Origin of the sequence: Pseudonocardia sp. C8, assembly GCF_014267175.1 — a bacterium.
In the GTDB taxonomy this organism is placed as follows: domain Bacteria; phylum Actinomycetota; class Actinomycetes; order Mycobacteriales; family Pseudonocardiaceae; genus Pseudonocardia.
Genome location: NZ_JACMTR010000002.1, coordinates 3,823,075 through 3,842,750 on the forward strand (window position 1 = coordinate 3,823,075; position 19,676 = coordinate 3,842,750).

At 73.7% G+C, this 19,676-nt stretch carries 17 protein-coding genes; 8 read left to right on the forward strand and 9 right to left on the reverse strand.

All coding sequences use genetic code 11. The features are described from left to right. Positions 1 to 67: 67 nt before the first annotated feature. The 3 genes from H7X46_RS30780 (at position 68) to H7X46_RS18225 (ending at position 4,101) form a co-directional block, all read left to right on the forward strand. A complete protein-coding gene (locus tag H7X46_RS30780) occupies positions 68 to 1,510 on the forward strand; it encodes an OB-fold domain-containing protein (protein WP_186360546.1) in 1,443 nt (480 codons plus the stop codon). Next, complete coding sequence (locus tag H7X46_RS18220) at positions 1,507 to 2,700, forward strand: acetyl-CoA acetyltransferase (protein ID WP_186360547.1); 1,194 nt, start codon at positions 1,507 to 1,509, stop codon at positions 2,698 to 2,700. The genes H7X46_RS30780 and H7X46_RS18220 overlap by 4 nt, the downstream gene beginning before the upstream one ends. A 72-nt stretch (positions 2,701 to 2,772) precedes the next feature. After that, the gene (locus tag H7X46_RS18225) at positions 2,773 to 4,101 is read left to right on the forward strand and encodes an MFS transporter (RefSeq protein WP_186360548.1); all 1,329 of its coding nucleotides are present in this window, start codon (positions 2,773 to 2,775) and stop codon (positions 4,099 to 4,101) included. Positions 4,102 to 4,150: 49 nt separating this feature from the next. Here H7X46_RS18225 and H7X46_RS18230 read toward each other — a convergent pair whose 3' ends face one another. From H7X46_RS18230 to H7X46_RS18240, 3 genes are all read right to left on the reverse strand, one after another. Next, positions 4,151 to 6,487: a CDP-alcohol phosphatidyltransferase family protein gene (locus tag H7X46_RS18230; protein WP_186360549.1), complete on the reverse strand. Its 2,337-nt coding sequence runs from the start codon at positions 6,485 to 6,487 to the stop codon at positions 4,151 to 4,153. A gap of 61 nt (positions 6,488 to 6,548) precedes the next feature. Continuing rightward, positions 6,549 to 7,310 carry an FkbM family methyltransferase gene (locus tag H7X46_RS18235; RefSeq protein WP_186360550.1) on the reverse strand — a complete coding sequence of 254 codons (762 nt, stop codon included), beginning with the start codon at positions 7,308 to 7,310 and terminating at the stop codon, positions 6,549 to 6,551. A gap of 19 nt (positions 7,311 to 7,329) precedes the next feature. Next, the gene (locus H7X46_RS18240) at positions 7,330 to 8,700 is read right to left on the reverse strand and encodes an amino acid permease (RefSeq protein ID WP_186360551.1); all 1,371 of its coding nucleotides are present in this window, start codon (positions 8,698 to 8,700) and stop codon (positions 7,330 to 7,332) included. Positions 8,701 to 8,873: 173 nt separating this feature from the next. Here H7X46_RS18240 and H7X46_RS18245 point away from each other — a divergent pair, with 173 nt between their 5' ends. After that, positions 8,874 to 10,199 carry an MFS transporter gene (locus H7X46_RS18245; RefSeq protein ID WP_186360552.1) on the forward strand — a complete coding sequence of 442 codons (1,326 nt, stop codon included), beginning with the start codon at positions 8,874 to 8,876 and terminating at the stop codon, positions 10,197 to 10,199. A gap of 15 nt (positions 10,200 to 10,214) precedes the next feature. Here H7X46_RS18245 and H7X46_RS18250 read toward each other — a convergent pair whose 3' ends face one another. Continuing rightward, on the reverse strand, positions 10,215 to 12,350 hold the full coding sequence (locus H7X46_RS18250; RefSeq protein WP_186360553.1) for a molybdopterin-dependent oxidoreductase: 2,136 nt from the start codon (positions 12,348 to 12,350) through the stop codon (positions 10,215 to 10,217). Positions 12,351 to 12,555: 205 nt separating this feature from the next. Here H7X46_RS18250 and H7X46_RS18255 point away from each other — a divergent pair, with 205 nt between their 5' ends. Then, positions 12,556 to 13,536, forward strand: coding sequence for a helix-turn-helix domain-containing protein (locus H7X46_RS18255; protein WP_186360554.1), 981 nt, complete (start codon positions 12,556 to 12,558; stop codon positions 13,534 to 13,536). A gap of 15 nt (positions 13,537 to 13,551) precedes the next feature. Here H7X46_RS18255 and H7X46_RS18260 read toward each other — a convergent pair whose 3' ends face one another. From H7X46_RS18260 to H7X46_RS18270, 3 genes are all read right to left on the reverse strand, one after another. Next, positions 13,552 to 14,784: a DUF418 domain-containing protein gene (locus tag H7X46_RS18260; protein ID WP_255426165.1), complete on the reverse strand. Its 1,233-nt coding sequence runs from the start codon at positions 14,782 to 14,784 to the stop codon at positions 13,552 to 13,554. 119 nt (positions 14,785 to 14,903) lie between these two features. Further along, on the reverse strand, positions 14,904 to 15,947 hold the full coding sequence (locus H7X46_RS18265; protein WP_186360555.1) for a hypothetical protein: 1,044 nt from the start codon (positions 15,945 to 15,947) through the stop codon (positions 14,904 to 14,906). Next, a complete protein-coding gene (locus tag H7X46_RS18270; protein WP_186360556.1) occupies positions 15,947 to 16,660 on the reverse strand; it encodes a DUF4253 domain-containing protein in 714 nt (237 codons plus the stop codon). The genes H7X46_RS18265 and H7X46_RS18270 overlap by 1 nt, the downstream gene beginning before the upstream one ends. 720 nt (positions 16,661 to 17,380) lie before the next feature. On the opposite strand from H7X46_RS18270, the gene H7X46_RS18275 reads away from it, so the two are divergent. From H7X46_RS18275 to H7X46_RS18285, 3 genes are all read left to right on the forward strand, one after another. Next, positions 17,381 to 17,722 carry a cupin domain-containing protein gene (locus H7X46_RS18275; RefSeq protein ID WP_186360557.1) on the forward strand — a complete coding sequence of 114 codons (342 nt, stop codon included), beginning with the start codon at positions 17,381 to 17,383 and terminating at the stop codon, positions 17,720 to 17,722. A gap of 26 nt (positions 17,723 to 17,748) precedes the next feature. Further along, positions 17,749 to 18,090, forward strand: coding sequence for a DUF488 domain-containing protein (locus tag H7X46_RS18280; RefSeq protein ID WP_186360558.1), 342 nt, complete (start codon positions 17,749 to 17,751; stop codon positions 18,088 to 18,090). Between the two features lie 76 nt (positions 18,091 to 18,166). After that, a complete protein-coding gene (locus H7X46_RS18285; RefSeq protein ID WP_186360559.1) occupies positions 18,167 to 18,484 on the forward strand; it encodes a PE domain-containing protein in 318 nt (105 codons plus the stop codon). A 63-nt stretch (positions 18,485 to 18,547) separates the two neighbouring features. On the opposite strand, the gene H7X46_RS18290 is transcribed toward H7X46_RS18285, so the two are convergent. Continuing rightward, complete coding sequence (locus H7X46_RS18290; RefSeq protein WP_186360560.1) at positions 18,548 to 18,982, reverse strand: TIGR03618 family F420-dependent PPOX class oxidoreductase; 435 nt, start codon at positions 18,980 to 18,982, stop codon at positions 18,548 to 18,550. Between the two features lie 49 nt (positions 18,983 to 19,031). Further along, positions 19,032 to 19,412 carry a transglycosylase family protein gene (locus H7X46_RS30400; protein ID WP_186360561.1) on the reverse strand — a complete coding sequence of 127 codons (381 nt, stop codon included), beginning with the start codon at positions 19,410 to 19,412 and terminating at the stop codon, positions 19,032 to 19,034. Positions 19,413 to 19,676: the final 264 nt, after the last annotated feature.

Below are 19,676 nucleotides of genomic sequence, written 5' to 3' on the forward strand. Positions count from 1 at the left end.
ACGATCTCTTGCTTCAGCAGTTAACGTCCGTCTACTCTTCCTGGCGCACAGAGAGGACGGTGGACGGGTGACGGACATCCTGACGTACGGCGTCTACGTGCCGTACTGGCGACTCCCCGGCTCGACGATCGCGACGGTGCTGGGTTCGGCGGGGGCGAGGGGCACGCGCGCGGTCGCGTCGTACGACGAGGACACCACGACGCTGGCGGTCGAGGCCGGCCGTCAGGCCGTGCGGGACGCCGCGGTGCGGGCGCGGGTCGACGCGGTCCACCTGGCGACGTCCCAGCCGGCCTACATGGAGAAGACTAATGCAACGACCGTTCACGCAGCCCTCTCGATGGACCCGCGGGTGCGCTGCTGTGACACCGGCGGCGCGGTGCGATCGGGCTTCGCGTCCCTGATCGCGGCGGCCCACTCCACCGAGACCACCCTCGTGCTCGCCTCCGACACCCGGACCGGTGCTGCGGGTGGGGTCGACGAGGCCACCACCGGAGACGCGGCGGCCGCGTTCGTGGTCGGCAGGGCTTCCGCGGGCCCCTCGGCCGCAGAGGTTCTCGGATCGGGCTCGGCGAGCGCCGAGTTCCTCGACAGGTGGCGCGAGCCGGGGGACCGCTGGAGCCGGAGCTGGGAGGAACGGTTCGGGGAGTCCCACTACCTCCGGCTGGCGGCCGAATCCTTCGAATCGGCCCGGAAGTCGGCCGGGATCGAGGTAGATGCGGTCACCCACCTGGCGGTCACCGGTCTCTCGCCGCGTGCCGCTGCCCGGTTCGGCCGAGAGTCCGGCGTGGACCCGTCCCGGATCGTCACGGACCTGTCCGGCGAGATCGGCAACGCCGGGACCGCCCATGCGGGACTGATGCTGGCGGAGCTCCTCGACCGGGCACACCCCGGCGACGTCCTCGTCGTGACGTCCCTGGCCGACGGCGCCGACACGCTGGTGCTCCGCGCATCCCCGTCGATCGACCGGGCACGTCCCGCACGCACGGTCCGGAGCTGGATCGACGCCGGGAACCCCGGCCTCGGCTATGCGGACTTCCTGACCTGGAAGGGTCACCTGGCCCGGCAGAGCCCGCGTCGCCCCGAGCCGGACAAGGCCGCGGCCCCGCCGTCGATGCGGCGCGCCGAGTGGAAGTTCGGTTTCGCCGGGAGCGCCTGCAGCCATTGCGGGAGCCGCCACCTGCCGCCGCAGCGGGTGTGCCTGCGGTGCGGGTCCGTGGATGCCATGGAGCCCGTCCCCCTCGCCGACACCCCCGCCCGGGTCGCGACGTACACGATCGACCACCTGGCCTACTCGCCGGCTCCCCCGGTGATCGGTGTCGTGCTCGACTTCGAGGGCGGGGGCCGCTACGCCTGCGAGCTGACCGACGCGACACCGGCCGGCGTCTCGATCGGCATGGACGTGGAGATGACCTTCCGCCGGATCTCGGAGAACTCGGGGATTCAGAACTACTTCTGGAAGGCGCGACCCGTGGTCGTGGCCGCCGGGGAACCGACGGGGGGATCCGCATGAGCTCGCACGGCATCAAGGACAAGGTCGCGATCGTCGGCATGGGGTGTACCCGGTTCGGCGAGCTGTGGGACAGGTCGGCCGGCGACCTGGTCGTCGAGTCGACGCAGGCCGCTCTCACGTCCGCCGGCATCACCAAGGACTCCATCGACGCCTACTGGCTCGGAACCCTCATCTCCGGGTATTCGGGCATGACCCTGTCGACCGCGCTCAAGATCGACTACAAGCCGGTGACCCGCGTCGAGAACCTCTGTGCCAGCGGCTCGGAAGCGTTTCGCAACGCGTGCTACGCCGTCGCATCGGGCGCCTACGACATCGTGATGGCCGTGGGGGTCGAGAAGCTCAAGGACACCGGCTACTCGGGGCTCGCCCGCCCGAACCCGGCCGACGACGGCACGGGTACCACGCTCACGGCGCCGGCGCGGTTCTCGATGCTCGCGCCCGCCTACGCCGACAAGTACGGGGTCGCGCGCGACGACTTCAAGGAGGCGATGACCCACGTCGCCTGGAAGAACCACTACAACGGCGCGCGCAACGAGCGCGCCCAGTTCCGGGCGGAGGTGCCGAAGGAGAAGATCCGCAACGCACCGGCGGTCGCCGGTGATCTCGGGGTCTTCGACTGCTCGGGGGTGAGTGACGGCTCCGCGGCGGCGATCATCGTGCGCGCGGAGGACGCGCACAGGTACACGGACAAGCCGCTCTACGTGAAGGCGCTGTCGTTCGCCGCCGGCCCCGGGACCGGTCCGTTCGACCCCACCTACGACTACACGACCTTCGAGGAGGCGGTCCGGTCCGCGGCGGACGCCTACCGGCAGGCCGGTGTCGAGTCGCCTGAGGACGACCTGATGATGGCCGAGGTCCACGACTGCTTCACACCGACGGAGCTCGTGCTCATGGAGGACCTGGGTTTCTCCGCGCGCGGCGGAGCTTGGACGGACTCCCTCGCGGACAAGTTCTCGCTCCACGGGACGCTGCCGGTCAACCCGGACGGCGGTCTGAAGAGCTTCGGCCACCCGATCGGGGCCTCCGGGCTGCGCATGCTGTACGAGTGCTGGCTGCAGCTCCGCGGTGAGGCACCGCGCGAGCGTCAGATCGCGGCCAAGGGACTGAGGTACGGCCTCACCCAGAACCTCGGTGGGGGTCCGGGTGAGTGCGTCTCCTTCGTCTCGATCGTGGGAGCCGACGTCGGCTGACCGGCGCCGTCCGCGGCCGCCCGTCCCCTCCCCATTCCTTCCCTGCTACGCCAATGACGACGGGAGCAGTTCATGACGACCGAGAGAGACCTTCGTCCGCCGACGGTGTCGGACGGTCCCGAATCGCGTACCACGGCGTGGGGGTTCACCAGCCTCCTCCTGCTGCTGTATGTGATCAACTGGGGGGACAAGACCATCCTGGGGCTCGCCGCCCAGCCGTTGCGCGAGGAGCTCGGCCTCACCACGACCCAGATCGGCCTGCTCGGCAGCGCGTTCTTCCTGGCGTTCGCGGTCGGTGGGTTCTTCGCGGGCGGACTGGCGAAGCTGACGACGCTGCGCTGGGCGCTGGTGCTGCTGTCGCTGATCTGGGCGGCCAGCATGCTCCCGGTCGTCCTGTCCGCCACGTTCACCGTGCTGCTCGTCGCGCGGATCGTCCTCGGCTTCGGGGAGGGACCGTCGAGCGCGCTGATCCACACCGCGGCCTACACATGGCACCCGCCGGCGCGGCGCGGTCTGCCCTCCGCGCTGATCTCCGCCTCCGCCTCGGTCGCGAAGATCGTGGTCGCGCCGGCCCTGGCCGTGATCATGGCGGTGTGGGGATGGCGCGCCGGGTTCCTGGTCCTCGCGGGAGTCGGCGTCCTGTGGTGCGGGATCTGGCTGCTGACCTGGAAGGAAGGACCGTACGGATCCGCGAAGGCCACCACCGGGACCACCCCGGAGAACGCGGCCGGTGACGACACCGAGCGCACCGTGCCCTGGCGGTCGATCTTCCTGACGCCGACCTTCATGGGCGGCGCGGCCGGGATCTTCGCGATGTACGGCATCGTCACGGTCGTCCTGACCTTCCTCCCGTCCTACCTCGAGGTGGGACTCGGGTACTCCCGCGTCGAAGCGGGTGTGATGTTCGGCTTCCCGAGCATCGCCGGGATGGGCCTGATGGTGCTCAGCAGCGCGATCAGCGATCGCCTGATCGCGCGGGGCGCGAGCTCGCGGACGCTGCGCGGGGTCCTGCCGGCGCTCGGCCTGCTCGTCTGCGGCACGCTGCTCGCGATCGTGCCGCTCCTCGGCACACCCTGGCTGGTGGTCCTCGCGATCTCGGTGGGTTACGGCGCCGGCGCGATCGCACTCCCCCTGTCCAACGCCGCCGTCTCGGAGATCTGCCCACCGAAGCAGATGGCCGGTACGCTGGGGGTCTTCCTCGCCGTCATGTCACTCGGCGGCCTGGCGGCCCCGTACCTGACCGGTGTCATCGTCGACGCCGCGGCGACCCCTGCCGACGGCTACGCCCTGGCCTTCCAGCTCTTCGGACTCGTGGCGGTGGCCGGCGGGCTCCTCGCCCTGGTGAGCATGAACCCGCCCCGCGACGCCGCACGCGTCGCGGCCGTGCCCTCGAAGACCTGACACGCAGCGGTGGTCGTGCTGCCACGTGTACCTCCAGCGGCGGCCCCGCTCAGTCACCGAACGTCGCCAGGAACCGGTCCCGGAACCCCTCCATGGGCTGCACCGGCGCCGACGGCGGCGGCCGGAGTCCGGGCGTCCACCCCCAGCCCGCGACCCGGTCGAGCACGGCCCGGTCCCGGGTGACCACCGAGACGGGCACGTCACGGCTCGCATCCGGCCCGGTGACCGTCGACGCCGGCTGGTGGTCCCCGAGGACGATCACGACGAGGCGGTCGTCGCCGGCGCGTTCGACCCATCCGAGCACGCTCTCCAGCGCGTACGCGGTCGCGTCCACGTAGTGCCGGCGGGTCTCCGCCGGATCGCCCCCGAAGATCGACTCGAAGGGCCGCTGGCCACCGGCGAACGGGGCGTAGACCGACCCGTCGCCGACCGCGTCCCAGGCCAGCAGCGGCGGCACCGGCGTCCACGGCGCGTGGCTGGAGGTCAGCGCGACCTCGGCCAGGAGCGGTCCCCGGTCGGTGCGGTCGTGCTCGAGGCGGGAGAACGCGGCCAGCGCGTACTGGTCGGGCATCGGGGACCAGCTGAACGGCGGGCCGCGGTACCCGAGCCCGTCGGCGCCGTGGACCCGCTGGTGGCCGTAGAACGTGGCCTCCGGCCACGCCCGGGTCGTGCCGGGCATGACCGCGGTCGTCTCCCACCCAGCGTCGCGGAACGCCCGGATCAGGGTCAGCCGGTCGGAGCTGACGAGCTGCCGGTACCGGCCCTGGCCGTCGATCCGGAGCCCGGAGAACAGGGTGGCGTGGGCCAGCCAGCTGCCGCCACCGGCGATCGGGGCGGTGAGGAACCCGCTGCGGGACGCGAACCCGGCGCGGTCCAGGCGCCGGTCCCCGCCGGCCAGCACCGGGCCGATCCGGGGCGCCATCGCCGGATCCTCCAGGGCGGACCGGCCGTAGCTCTCCACGACGGCGAACACGACGTCCTTGCCCCGCAGCGCGCCCAGCAGCCGGTCCGGCGGCACCCGGGCCCACGGGTCGTCGGCGGCCTCGGCGGCGAAGGCGCGGTGGTCGCGGATCGAGGCCGGGATCCCGGTGGCCCGGTCCCGCAGCTGGGCCACGCCGTCGGCCGCGGCGACCGGGACCCCGCGCACGGCCTGGCCGCCCACACCCGCCCACAGCACCAGCCACCCGGCGCCGAGCAGGGCCGCGGCCGCGAGCGTGGCCCGCCGGTGCCGGGCGGCGATGCGCCCGAGCCGCACGACCGCGCCCGCACTCCCGGCCAGCAGCCCGACGACCAGCAGCCCGGCGAGCACCGCGACGACGACCGCGCCGGCCCCGCCGGCGGCGCCGCGCAGGAACTCGTGGGCGTTGCCCAGCAGCACCCAGTCCGCGACCGGGTCGAACGGGCGGGCCAGGACGGTGCGGAACCCGAGATCGAGGACCTTGAGCAGCCCGATCAGCGCCAGGACGAGCCCGGCCGCGACCGCGACGACCCGGCGGGGGCGCGGCGGCAGGACCGCGAGCACCGCGGCGCCGACGACCAGCTCGATCGGCAGCCGCAGGAACCCCACCGGCACGAGCCCGGCGGGATCGCCCGGCACGACGAGGACACCGGCCACGAGCGCACCGGCGGCCACGGTGAGCAGGCCGGCCGCCGCGGCCCGCCGCCGGAACGGGTGCTCGTCGGTGACCCGCCACCGGTGCGCGACCGACCGCCCGAACGACCACAGCAGCGCGACGAGCGCCACCGCGAGCGCCGCGGACTCCGCCGCCGGGGGCAGAACCCGCGCGGCCGCGACGACGAGCACGATCCCCTGCACGGCCGCGACGACCTTCGCCGACCGCCGCACCGGCAGCGGCCCGGCCAGCCACGGCAGCACCCGGGCCGCCGCGACGTAGGCGTAGCGCAGCAGCCCGAGCGCCGTCACCCACCACGCACCCGAGGTCGCGGCGACGTGCACCGAGAGCACCAGCAGCAGGAACGCGTCGGTCTCCATGTCGAAGCGCGCGCCCAGTGCGGTCACGGTGCCGGTGCGGCGGGCGACCGGGCCGTCCACGCCGTCGAGGACGAGCGCGACGACCGTCAGCGCCACCAGCGCGACCTGCGCCGGGCCGTCCCGGCCGATCAGCGTGGCGACGCCGACGACGAGCACGCCGCGGGCCAGGGTCACCGCCCCGGCCGGCCCGAGCGTCGTCTCGCCCGACCGCCGCGCCGCGCGGGCCAGCAGCGCCGCCGCGGGCACGGCCAGCAGCACGCCGAACAGGACGCGGCTGGTACCGATCCCGGTCGTCGCCACCAGCCCGGCCAGCACGCCGGCCAGCAGCGCCGCCGCGGCGGTCAGCTGCCGGGCGACCGGGAGGGCCGCGGCGTCGCGGAACCGGGGGGTCACGGCGGTCCAGGGTGCCCGAGAACGTCCCGGCCGCCGCCGGTCACCCGACCGCCGATCCCGGTTACGCCGGCCGGTCGAGGGCGGGACGGGCGTAGACGTCGCCCGAGCGGCCCAGCGGACGGCGCCGGTCGAGCACCTCCACCAGCTCGGCGGCCTCCAGCCACCGCCCGCCGGGGGTGGGTTCCCAGCGCATCGTCTCGACCGGGGAGTAGCGGTAGACGTGCCGGCCCAGTGCCTCCACCCGGGCGAGCGCGGCCAGCGCCGCGTCGTGCGCGGCGGGGAGGTACTCGAACGAGAGCGCGGGCAGCGGCCGCGACAACCCGGCGAGGACCTCCGCCTCGAACCCCTCGACGTCGATCTTGCAGAAGGCGGGGACCCCGTGCGCGGCGACGAGCTCGTCGAGCGTGGTGACCGGCACCGGGACCGCGTCGTCCCAGCGGACCCGGGCGAACCCGGCGTCGCCGGCGACGGTCGCGCGCCACTGCGCCGACAGTGACGACACCGTCGGGGTGGCGCGGGAGATCCCGAGCCGGGCAGTGCCGGGCCGGGCACCGACGGCGGCGGGCACGACGGTCACGCCACCGTCCCGGCCGAAGAACAGCCGCAGCATCCGGACGAAGTCCGGCTGGGGTTCGACGGCGACGACCCGCGCGCCGAGCCGGCGCCACGCCCGGACCCGGTTCCCGGCGTGCGCGCCGATGTCGAAGGCGAGATCACCGGGGCCCAGGAAGGCGGCGTAGAAGGCGCGCATCCGGCGCTGCCGCCCGGGGATCCCGTGGTAGGTCACGAGCGACCGGGCGAGGCCGTACGCGCGGGTCAGCACCGCGCCGAGAGTAACGCCGTCACCGCCGCCGGACGACCAGGTAGGCCACGACGAGCAGGGCCAGGAACGGCAGCCCGGCCTTCCACGCGGTCGAGAACTGCTCGGTGAACGGCGTCGTCGCCAGCACCGCCGCGACGAACAGCATCGCCGCCACCGTGGTGTACGGCGCGCCGGGCAGCCGGACCGGGGAGCGCTCGCCCGCGGTCCGGCGGCGGAACGCGATGTGGCTGGCGAAGATCAGCAGCCAGGTGGTGAGCGCGCCGAACAGCGCCAGCCCCACCAGCAGGGGGAACGCGGTGGCCTCGGCGAACACCGACACGACCGCGGCGAGCGCGAGGCCGGCCGCGGACAGCAGCAGGGCACGCTGCGGGGCGCCGTTGCGGCCGGTCCGGGCGAGTGCCCGCGGGGCGTAGCCGTCGATCGCCAGCGAGTAGGTCATCCGGGCGGTGACGTAGAGGTTGGTGTTCATCGCCGACAGCGCCGCGGTGAGCACCACGAAGTTCATCACCGCGGCCGCGGCCGGCACCCCGGCCTGCGCGAACAGCCGCACGAACGGCGACTCGGTGACCTCCTCGCCGGTGCTCACGGTGTTCCACGGGAGCAGGGTGACCACCACGAGCATCGCGCCGACGTAGAACAGGGCCAGCCGGAGCACGGTCCGCCGGGCGGCGCGCGGGATGTCGCGGCCCGGGTCGCGGGACTCTGCGGCGGTGACCGCGACCGCCTCGGTGCCGAGGAACGAGAACGTCACGATCGTCAGCGCGAGCCAGATCGCACCGAGCCCGTTCGGGGCGAATCCGCCGTGCTCGGTGAGCGCCCCGATCCCCACCGGGGCCTGGCCCGGGAGGCCGAACACGATCGCCGTCACCCCGACCACGATGAACGCGACGATCGTCACCACCTTGATCATCGCGAACCAGTACTCGGTCTCGCCGAACAGGCGCACCGCGCCCGCGTTGAGCGCCAGCATGACGACCGAGAACCCGATCACGGGGACCCACAGTGGCAGCTGCGGGTACCAGAACTGCAGGTAGAGCCCGGCCGCGACAACCTCGCTGCCGATGTTGACGACCTGCGCGGCCCAGTAGATCCAGCGCTGGACGAACCCGGCGCCGTCGCCGAGGTAGCGCTGCGCGATCGGGCCGAACCCGCCCGCCTCCGGGTGCCGGACCACCATCTCGGCGAGCGCGTAGGCCAGGGTGAGCGCGACGACGGCCGCGACCGCGTAGGCGACGATCACCGCGGGGCCCGCGACGGAGATCGCGAGCCCGGACCCGAGGAAGAGCCCGGTCCCGATCGCGCCACCGACGGCGATCATGCCGATCTGCCGGCCGTTCAGGTCCCGGCGCAGCCCCTGTTCCTGCTGCGACGCCGTGCTCCCGCGTTCCACCGTGTCCCCCCGTGCGCGCTGGTCCCGGCCCGGTCGCGCCGTTCCGGTGATCACGTGCGCGGCGCAACGGCCGGGGATCTTCGCACGGCAGGGGGTGGGACCCCGCGGGCCGCCCCGCGGGATCGCACCGAATCACGATGCAACGGAGGGGCCGCGCGGGTGAGGATCGAGGGGTGACGACCACGCCCGCACCGCCCCGCCACCGGATCGGTCTGCTCTCGGTGGTGCTGGGCCTGCTGTTCGGCCTGGCCGGGACGTCGACGTCCGGGGTGACGGTCGCGCTGCCGGGGCTCGCCGACGGCCTCGGTGTGACGACGGCGGCCGCGACCTGGATGGTCAGCGGCTACGCGGTGGCGCTGGCGGTCGCGGTGCCGGTGCACGGGCGGCTCGCCGACGCCGTCGGGATCCGCGGCCCGCTGTGCGCCGGCACGGCGCTCCTCGGGATCGGGGCGCTGGCGGCCGCGCTGGCCCCGTCGTTCCCGCTGCTGATGATCGCGCGGGTGGTCCAGGGGCTGGGGGCGGCATCGGTCCCGGTCCTGGCGCCCGCGCTGCTCACCGCCCGTCTCCCCGACGGCCGGCGCGGCGCGGCCCTGGGCCGGCTGGCCGGGACGTCCGCGGTGCTGGCCGCGATGGGTCCGCTGATCGGCGGAGCGCTGACGACCGCGGGCGGCTGGCGCGCCGCGGTCGCCCTCCCGGTGGTCGGGCTGCTGGCCGTGCCGTACCTGTGGTGGCGCTCGGCCGTCCCCGGGGACGGTGCCCGCCTCGACCTGGCCGGGGCGGCGATCGTCGCGACGGCGGTCTCCGGGCTGGTGCTGCTCATCCAGTCGCCGAGCGCGGGGACGGCCGCCGCGGTGACCGGGGCGGTGCTGCTGGTGCTCGGGGTCCCGGCGACGGCGGCGTGGGTCCGGTTCCGGCCGGACGGCTTCCTGCCCCGCGCGGTGATCTCGAACGTGACCGTGGTCCTGTCGTCGCTGTGCGCGATGGCGATCCCCGCGAGCTGGTTCGCGCTGCTGCTGGGCATCCCGCTGGCCCTCGCCGAGCGCGGCTGGACGCCGCTGACCACGGGGCTGGTCCTGGTCCCGTCGGCGGTCGTGGCGCTGGCCTGCCCACCGTTGTCGGCGCTGCTGCAGCGCCGGCTCGGCCCGACCCGCACCCTGCTCGTCGCCTGCGTGGTGACGACGGTCGGGCTGTTCGCCGCGGTCGCGGGCGTCGCGTGGCACCAGCCGTGGGTCCTCGCGATCGCGCCGACCCTGGTGACGCTGGCGTTCGGCACCGGGCAGCCCGGCATGGTCGCCGCGGTCGGCGGCGCGGTGCCGGAGGAGCGCCGCAGCGGCGCGATCGGCGTCGCGACCCTGTGCTTCCTCACCGGGGCCGGCATCGGTGCCGCGGTGATCGGCGGGTTCGCCACCGTCCTCGGGCTGGCGCCCGCACTCGCGCTGCTCCTCGTGCTGCCGGTCGCCGGGGCCGTCGCGCTGCTCGTGAGTGGGAAGCAGGGCTAGGGCCCTACTCTCCACTCACGAGCGTTCGACCTGCACCTTCGTGTCGGAGAACGTCGGCGCGTGGCCCAGGTCGGCGAACCCGGTCGGGTTGATCGCGTTCACGGTCGCCTGGCCCTTCGCCTGCGCACGCCACGCGCCCATACTCGCCATGACCACGCCACGGGTGACCTCCTCGGTGACCACGGCCCGCACCAGGATCTCGCCGCGGTCGTTGAACACCCGGACGAGGTCGCCGTCGACGACGCCCCGGTCCGCCGCGTCGGTGGGGTGCAGCCATGCCGACGGCTCGCCCTGCACCCGTTGCTGCGCGGCGAGGTTGGCGTAGCTGGAGTTGATGTAGGCGTGCGACTTCGGGGAGATCAGGCACAGCGGGTGCGCACCGTCGGTTCCGGCCGGAGGCACGTACCGCGGCAGCGGATCGACGACGCCACCGGGCTGGGCCTCGTTCGACCCCTGCCGGAACAGGGGCAGCACGAAGTCGCCGCCCGCGGCGGCACCGGAGAGGAACTCGTGCCGGCCCGAGGGCGTCGGGAAGCCGCCCTCGGCGTGCGGGGCGTAGTCGTCGGGGCTCGGCAGGTTCAGGCGTGCCCAGCCGGTCTCGGCCAGGGTCTGCGGGGTGATGCCCTGCAGCGCCGGGGCCGACCAGTCGTAGGCGGCGGCGATCAGCTCCTCGTCGGTCATCCGGAAGCAGTCGTCGTCGTAGCCCATCGCGGCGGCCAACCTGCGGAACAGCTCGGTGTTGCTGACCGCCTCGCCGACCGGCGGGATCGACGGCCGGTTCAGCCCGATGTAGAAGTGCCCCCACGAGAACATGACGTCGGTCTGCTCGAGCTGGGTCGCCGCCGGTAGCACGATGTCGGCGTACTGCGCGGTGTCGGTCAGGAACTGTTCGGAGACGACGGTGAACAGGTCCTCGCGGGCGAGCCCGGCGAGCACCTTCTCCTGGTCCGGGCAGACGACGACCGGGTTGGAGTTGTAGACCATCAGCGCGTGGATCGGCGGGCCGTCGACCTCGCCGTTCAGTGCCCTGCCGAGATGGAACTGGTTGATGATCCGGGTGCCCTCGGGCCGCAGCTCCGGCCGGGACAGCGCGTCCCAGTTCACCGGGAACGCCCACAGCGGCAGCGCCAGCAGCCCGCCGCCGGGCCTGCGCCAGGCTCCGACCAGGCCCGGCAGGCAGGAGATCGCGCGCACGGTCGAGCCGCCGCCCGGATGCCGCTCGATCGCGACCCCGATCCTGATCATCGACGGCTGCCCTGCGGCGTACTCGCGGGCCAGGGTGCGGATGTCGTCGGCCGGGATCCCGGTCTCCGCCTCGGCCCACTCCGGGGTGCAGCCTGCGACCCGCTCGGTGAGCTCGTCGATGCCGAGGGTGTGGTCGGCGACGTAGGCGTCGTCGGTCAGCCCCTCGCCGATGATCACGTGGATCAGCGCCATGGCCAGCGCGCCGTCGGTACCCGGGCGGATCGGGACGTGCCAGTCGGCGCGGGCGGCAGTGCGGTGCCTGACCGGGTCGATGACGACGACCTTCGCCCCGCGCCGCTGCGCCTCGGCGACGAACGGCCACAGGTGCAGGTTCGTCGAGATCATGTTGCAGGCCCAGATGACGATGTAGCGGGAGTGCACGAGGCTCTCCGGGTCGACGCCTGCGGTCGGGCCAACGCTCATCACGTACGCGGTCGACGCCCCGGAGTCGCAGTAGGTGCGCTCGCTGACGGTGGCGCCCATCCGGTTGAAGAAGGGGTCGCCGACGTTGAGACCGTTCAGTGTCCCCTGGGTGCCGAGGTAGCTGACCGGCATGACGGCCTCGGCGCCGTGCTCGGCGATCACCCGCTTCCAGGTGCTCGCGATCGTGTCGAGGGCCTCGTCCCAGGTGATCTGCTCGAACCGGCCGGAGCCCTTCGGCCCGGTGCGTCTCAGCGGGGTCGTGATCCGGTCCGGGCTGTAGACCCGGTCGACGTAGTTGTTGACCTTGACGCACAGGCCGCCCCGGGTGAACGGATGATCGGGGTCGCCGCGGACCGCGGTGGCACGCCCGTCCTCGACGGTCACGGTCATCGCGCACCCGTCCGGGCAGTCGTGCGGGCAGATGGCCCTCCGGGTGCCGGATCCGTTCAGGTCGATCACGGGCAGCTCGGGCGTGGTGGTCACGGGACGCCTCCGGGTGGTGGTCCGGGTGTTCCGCCCAGGCTGCCCCCACCGGTGCGGGCACGGGTTCGCCCCGCGCGCCACACCGTTGGCAGTGCGTGCCAGCCTGCAGTCGGTCCGGGCGCCGACCGAGGAACCGGGGGTTGACCCGGAGCACACCGGGCGGTGAACTCGGACCACCGTGTCCACGTCAGCAGCGGAGGGGCCCGTGGTCCTCGCTCCCGGCTCGGCGCCCGTCGCGTCCACCACCCGGCGCTGTGACGAGTGGCGGGAGGCGCTGCGGCACGACTTCGTCGCGCTCGACGTGGCTCCGGACCGCAGGCGAGGCGGCGCGTTCAGCGGTTCCGTGCACAGCGCGACGCTCGGACACCTGCAGGTCTCGGAAGTGGTCTCCGTACCGCAGGTCTGCCGGCGGACCCGGCAGCTCGCGGGACGGGACGACGGCCGCTTCCTCCAGGTGGGCATGCTGACCCGCGGGGCGGCGGTGCTGGAGCAGGACGGTCGCCGCGCGGTCCTGCACCCGGGGCACCTGGTCGTGTACGAGACGTCGCGGCCGTTCACCTGGAGCCTCTCCGCGGACTGGGCCCTGCAGGTGTTCACCTGGCCACGGGAGTCGATCGACCTCACCTCGGGCGAGTCCGCTGCCGTGACCGCACACCGGTTCGACGGCCGGGCCGGGCTCGGGCGGATCGTGGCCGGTGTCCTGCGTGGGCTCCTCGACGTCCCGGCGCTCAGCCCGGCAGGTGCCACCCGGCTCGCCGACGAGGCCGGTGGTCTGGTCGTGACGCTCACCGGCGAGCTGGCCGGACCGGAGGCCGTTGCCACCGGCGGCGGCACACGGGCCCGGGCCGACCTGCGCGGACGCGTCGAGCGCTACATCAGCGAGCACCTCGCCGACCCCGAGCTGGGACCGCAGACGGTCGCCGCCGCCCATTTCGTCTCGGTCCGGCAGCTCCATCGCCTGTTCGCCGCGACCGGGGAATCTGTGGCCGGCCGGATCCGTCGGGAACGGCTCACGGCGGCCCGGCGCCACCTCGCCGATCCCCGCCTCGCGGACGTGCCGGTCGGCCAGGTCGCGCGCAGCCACGGCTTCACCGATGCGGCCGGCTTCAGCCGGGCGTTCCGCCGCGCCTACGGCGTCTCCCCCAGCGACCTGCGCGCTGCGCTCGTGAGTGGAAAGCAGGGCTAGAGCCCCGCTTTCCACTCACGAGCGGTACGCCAGCCGCCGAAGCAGGGTCTCCGCCGGCCCGGGCCTCCCCCGCCGTTCCAGCCAGACGGCGTACGCCACCGTCACCAGCCACACCCCGACCGCGAACAGCGCCATGGTCACGCTGCCGAACACCGCTCCCAGCCCGAACCCCCACGCCGCGAGCAGCGGCGCGCACAGCACCGACTGCCCCAGGTAGCTGGTCAGCGACCGCTTCCCGACCGCGGCCACCGCCGCGCCGACCGGCCCGAGCGGCCGCCGTGCGACCCGGTCGCCGACCAACCCGAACAGCGCGACGTAGCCGATACCGCAGGCCAGGCCGGTGAGCATCTGCGTTCCGCCGAACACCCACATCACCCGCTCGAACCCGTCGAGCACCCCGATGTGTGCCAGCGCGTGCGGCAGGCCGCCCGCCCAGCCGACCGCGATCCCGCCGACCGCGGTGATCCGCAGCAGCCTGAGGTGCTCGCCCGGTCGTTCCAGGATCCGCCGCCGTGCCGCCCAGAACCCGAGCAGGATCGCGATCGGCACGGTCATGCCGAGCAGCCCCTGCGCGACGACGAGGAACACCCACAGCAGCAGCCGGTACCCGGCCGCGACGAGCGGGTTCTCCGCGGACGCGCTGCCCGTCATGAACTCGGGGAGGGCACCGCCGGCCTGGACCGCACCATCGGAGGCGAGCACGGCCGCCGCACCGATCACCGAGAACACCGCGAGCACCAGCAGCACCGCCGTCCCGATGCCGGCCCACACCAGCAGCGTCCGGTCGGCGCGCCGGACGAACAACCAGACCAGCAGCAGGCCGCACAGCCCGTAGGCGCCCAGCACGTCACCGCCCCAGAGCAGCGCCGCGTGCACGACGCCGAACACCAGCAACCAGAGGTTGCGCCGCTGCAGCAGCCGGAACGCCTCCCGCTCCGGGACCCCGGCCTCCCCCTGCCGCCGGTAGATCACGGCGAGGCCGTACCCGAAGAGGAACGCGAACATCGGGTAGACGCGCAGGTCCACACCCGTGATCAGCACCGCCTGCACGATCTTGTCGGCGAGCGACCCGTCGACCGGGTGGAACCCGACGACGGCGTGCGCACGCCCGTAGAGGTAGAACGGCGTGTTCGCGAGCGCGATCAGCAGGAGCATGAAGCCGCGTGCCAGGTCGGGGGCCGGCGCCCGCCCGGTCAGCCCCAACGGCCCCTGTACGTGCGGGTGCCGGTCCTCGACTCGCATGGTCATCCCCCCGTCGTGTCCCCCGCACCCAGCAGAGCGGTACGAGGCGGGACGGTCAACGGCAAAAAGGACGAAAGGCGCGGTCCGAAGGGCGAGTCCGTCGGCTGCTCTCGCCCCGTGAGCGGTCACCGGGCACTGCGCAGCACCTTCCGGAGCTCGTCGGAGAACCGGCGGCGCAGTTCCGCCGCCCGCCCGGCTTCCGGCCACTGCGCGTCGGCGTCCGGGTGGTCCCGCGTGCCGACCTCGTCGGCGTAGACCCGGAAACACCCCTGGAGGCCGCGGATCAGGCCGTCGACCAGGCAACGGCCGGGTTCCGCCGGGTCGAGGACGGTGGTCACCACCTGGTGGGAGTGATCGTCACCGTCACCGGAGTCGATCGGTTCGGCCCGGTCGGGGCACACGACGAACTGGCCGCGCCCGGCCAGCACGGCCTCCTGGAGCACGAGCCGCACCACCTCGTCGTCGTCCGCCGTCGAGGTCATCTCGAGCACCTGCCGGGTGACCGTCAGGTCTTCGTGCCCGATCGCCTCGGCGAGCGCGACGACGTCGGAGGTCGTGTGCCCGACGACCGCGGCGGTGAGCGTGGCGGCGGCCCGCAGCCAGCGCAGCACGGCGACCGCCGCCACGGTGGGTTCGACCGCGGTCAGGAGCGCCCAGGGCGCGAGCGGTTCGTCGTGCAGCAGAGCGTGCGCAGCAGCGAGCTGATCGTCCGGGACGACCGGGCGGACGTGGGCGAGCGCCTGCCGGGCGCGGCCGGCGAGGTCCCCACCGTCGGCGGCCAGTACGGCGTCGATCTCGGCACGGACGTCCTGGACGACCGCGTCGCGGAACGCCCGCCCCGGCGCCCGCGACACGATGCTGCCCAGCAGGCGTGCGGCCTCGACACGGTCGTCCTCCCCCATGATCGTCGGCGGCTGCTCCCCGATCGGTAGCTTCGGGTACCGGACGGCCTCCACGATCCGGAAGGGCCGGATCTCGTCCACCTCCAGCTCGGCGTAGGCGCACCAGAGGTGCGTGGACAGCCGGGTCAGGACCCCGGCGGTGCGGCGGGCGAGCTCGCCGTCCCAGTTGCGGGGCACCCGGGCGACCCGGTGGGCGACGGCACCGTCGCCCGTCGGCCAGGAGGCGACGATCGTGGACGCGGCCGGGTCGTGGGCGTAGGTCGTCATCAGTCCCACCAGAAACCCCACGAGCGGGCACCGCGGACCATCCCGGCGTAGCGCCGTAACGAGTAGTAGTCGCCGTTCTGGGGGTCCGGCTGGTCGGGGCAGAACGCGAAGTGCTCGGCGGCGACCTGCTCGCACTCGTCGTCGTGCATCGGTGGGCGGGCGACCGACAGCGTCATCCGCGAGCGGGTCAGGCTGACGACGACCGCACCCCAACGCGCCTCCCAGTAGCGCAGCACCGCGGACAGGGCCACCAGGTCCTGGTGCGGGTAGTTGCAGATCCCGGCCCAGCCGAGCACCGCCGGGACGTCGGAGGGCCGGTAGGCGTCGACCACCGCCAGCGAGCCCTGGTAGCCGGCCGCGAGCTCGACGGCCGCGTCGAACGTCTCGGGGCGCAGTGACAGGTCCGGTGCGGGCCGCCCGAGCCAGGCCCGCGGGATCGCGTCCGGCAGCGGATCACCACACGGGCACTCGGCGCGACACGGTCCGGGCCACCACCGGTCCAGCACGGCCTCGCCGCCGGTCACGTCGATGGCGTCGGCCAGATCGTCGGGGTCCTCCGGACGGTCGAGGGTGTGCTCGAGGTCGTCCGGGTGCACCCAGACCGGGCATCGCCCCGTCACGTGGGCGCGGCGGAGCAGGCGTCCGTACAAGGTGGCGTCGGGGTCGTCGGGGAAGGTCGCGGGGCCGGCCGGGCCGGTGTCGGTGAGACTCATGCGGCTTGGACGACCCCCACGCCCCCGCGGTTCCGGCGACTTCCCGGTCGGGCACCGAGCGCCGCGGTCCGGCCGTCCGCGCATCGACTCGGTCGCTGCTGCGCGCCGAGGTGGCGCCGGTGGCGCAGCACGATCCCGCCTCTACTGCGGTAAGAACGCGCACGTCGAGCAGCCGCTTCCCATCGATCCGCACGGTGTCGCCCCGACACGGGCGACATCGTGCACCTCGGGCGCCGACCCAGTATCGATCAGCACGGATCTGCCCAGGGAAGGGCGACAACGCGCCTCCCGAGGACCGGGCGCACGTCGATCAACACGAATCCGTCCCAGGACGGGCGACTACGCGCCTCCCGAGCCCAGGACCAGGTCGATCAGCACGATCCTGGCCCGATCGGGCAGCACCGCGCACCTCGGGCGCGAACACGGGTCGGGCGCGCCCGGTGAGGTCGCCGTCGACCCCGGCGAGAGGCGGCCGTCCCACGCGGCGCGTGTCCGAACCGGGCAGTTCCGGTCGGGTCCGGTACCAATTCACACGACTCCGTTCGCCATCGCGAACGTCAGCGGGACGACCATGCCGCCGTGCACCGCCCGACGGCCGACGGTGCGATCGGACAGGGTTCGGCCCGGCCGCTGCCTCGCGTGACCGGGTGGGCCGCGCGTACCGTGCCGGGTTCCGGTGGTCGCGCGACGAACCCGCCCGCGACCTGGGCAGGAGGGCCGATGCAGAAGATCTCGCTCGAGGCGATGGTCCGCACCCAGCTCGCGGCCGCGGCGGACAGCGGGAACGGTCGTGCGGCGCGCACGGTGTTCGGCGGCCACGAACACCGTCTGCGCCAGACGCTGATCGCGCTGCGGGCCGGTGCGAGCCTGGCCGACCACGAGAGCCCCGGGGAGGCGACCCTGCAGGTCCTGCACGGCCGGGTCCGGCTCACCGCCGGTGACGACAGCTGGGACGGGCGGCGCGGTGACCTTCTGATCATCCCGCCGGCCGTGCACCGGCTCGATGCCGTCGAGGACGCGGCCGTGGTGCTCACCGTCGTCATGCCCCGCGACGTTTCCTGACCCGACCCCGGCGGTACCCCGCGCCCATGACGGTCCAGGTGCGGCGGATCTACGACCCGCCGGAGAAGGACGACGGCACCCGGGTGCTCGTCGACCGGGTGTGGCCCCGCGGGTTGCGCAAGGAGGACGCCCGGTACGACGAGTGGATCAAGGATGTCGCGCCCAGCACCGAGCTGCGGAAGTGGTACGGCCACGACCCGGACCGGTTCGGCGAGTTCCGCCGGCGGTACCGGGCCGAGCTCGACGGCTCGTCGGCCCTGGAGCGGCTACGGGAGTGTGCCCACCACGGGAATCTCACGCTGCTCACCGCGACGCGGGACCCCGAGTACAGCCAGGCCGAGGTGCTGCGCGAGGTCCTCGACGGTTGACCGCTTCGCCGACCTGGCGCGTTCCGCGGAACGGCCCCGCACCGGCCGGGCCGTGACCTCACCTCGGTCCGTGCCGATGAGCCCGGAGCAGCAGCGTTCGATCGCCGACCTCGTCGCGCAGGTCGACGCGGACAACGTCCTTCAGGTCGCCGCCCGCCTTCAGCAGCACGCGAACGAGATCCAGGACGCGCTGAACGCCGCCACTCCTTCCCTGACCCTCCAACCGTGCGGTCGTGACCCGGTGTCGCGGCGTGCACCGTCCTGGTCCTCGCCGGGGCGGCTGGTTGCGGGTCCGGGGACGGAACGACGCCGTTTCCCGCACGACCGTATGAGCTCGACGTCGCCGCCATCGATCCGTGTTCGGCACTCACGGCAGGGCAGCGGGCCGATCTGAACGTGCGAGACGGGCGCGCCGGCACCAGCCACGGCGAGACCTCGCGCAGCTGCACCTGGAGGGTCAGTAGTTCCCCACCACCCGCACCGGCTCCACGAGCACCGCGGCCCGCCGCTCCTCGGCCATGACGCGGTCGTAGGTGTCCCAGTCGTCGTGCGTGCCCCCGCAGGCGGTGAAGACGTCGCGCAGCAGCTGCGGGACGTCGACCCCGTCCCGCGGGTCGTCCGGCCCGATGATCTCCGACGTGCCCTCGACCGCGACCCAGGTCCAGCCGGACCGCCAGTGCAGCGACGTCGCGGGTCGCGCACGCAACGCCCGCAGCTTCACGGGACCGTAGGTGACGTAGGCGGCGACCGGTGCGCCGCTCACCGGGTGGTCGAGGACGCCCGCGTTGACCAGCGAGGTGTGCGGGCTCCCGTCGCGCCGGACGACGGCGACGGTGCACAGCCCCTGGTTCTCGGCCACGATGCGCCGGACGGCGTCCAGATCGGCACTCATGGTCCAGGAGTGTGCTCGGGCCGGCGCCCGGACGCACGCCGGGTCGCGGTCAGCGCCAGCCGAGCTTCTTGGTGCAGGCCGGCCAGGCCTTCCAGCCCTGCGCCTTCTGGACCTTCTTCGCGATCGCGATCTGCTCGGACTTCGAGGCCTGGTCCGCGCTCGGCGCGAACTGCGTGCCGCCGAACTCCTCCCAGGTGGACGGCGTGAACTGCAGCCCGCCCTTGAACCCGTTGCCGGTGTCGGCGTCCCACTGACCGGTGCTCTCGCAGTGCGCCAGCTTGTCCCAGGTCGCGGTGCTGTTCACCGACGGCGCCGAGGCGGCCGAGGCGGTGCCGACGATGCCCAGCGGCGCGGCCGCCATCGCGGTGAGCGCGCCGATGCGGGCGACCGTGCGGCCGGTCTCGGTGGGCTTGCGGTGTCGTCCTGCCATGTTCGCGTTCTCCGTGCTGATGGGGAGCGTTTCGGTCGCCGCGCGAGCCGGAGGATCGGGGAGGACCCGCGAGGCGGCGCACACCGTAATCACGCCGAGACCGTCGTCATCAACCCGTGGTGGCCGCTCGCCGCGGAACACACGGTGAGTGGTTGATCATGCGCGGCCGACGACGGCGAGACCGGGCGAATCGGGCATACGGTCGCATCGGGCCCGCATCACCACCGACCGATCGTGGGGAACGGCTCGCCGCGGGATCCCGTG

Coding starts and splice junctions, on each gene's coding strand:
- H7X46_RS18280 (WP_186360558.1), top strand. CDS start 17,749: ATGACGGTCCAGGTGCGGCGGATCTACGACCCGCCGGAGAAGGACGAC.
- H7X46_RS18265 (WP_186360555.1), bottom strand. CDS start 15,947: ATGACGACCTACGCCCACGACCCGGCCGCGTCCACGATCGTCGCCTCC.
- H7X46_RS18220 (WP_186360547.1), top strand. CDS start 1,507: ATGAGCTCGCACGGCATCAAGGACAAGGTCGCGATCGTCGGCATGGGG.
- H7X46_RS18290 (WP_186360560.1), bottom strand. CDS start 18,982: ATGAGTGCCGATCTGGACGCCGTCCGGCGCATCGTGGCCGAGAACCAG.
- H7X46_RS18270 (WP_186360556.1), bottom strand. CDS start 16,660: ATGAGTCTCACCGACACCGGCCCGGCCGGCCCCGCGACCTTCCCCGAC.
- H7X46_RS18285 (WP_186360559.1), top strand. CDS start 18,167: ATGAGCCCGGAGCAGCAGCGTTCGATCGCCGACCTCGTCGCGCAGGTC.
- H7X46_RS18225 (WP_186360548.1), top strand. CDS start 2,773: ATGACGACCGAGAGAGACCTTCGTCCGCCGACGGTGTCGGACGGTCCC.
- H7X46_RS30400 (WP_186360561.1), bottom strand. CDS start 19,412: ATGGCAGGACGACACCGCAAGCCCACCGAGACCGGCCGCACGGTCGCC.
- H7X46_RS18260 (WP_255426165.1), bottom strand. CDS start 14,784: ATGACCATGCGAGTCGAGGACCGGCACCCGCACGTACAGGGGCCGTTG.
- H7X46_RS18275 (WP_186360557.1), top strand. CDS start 17,381: ATGCAGAAGATCTCGCTCGAGGCGATGGTCCGCACCCAGCTCGCGGCC.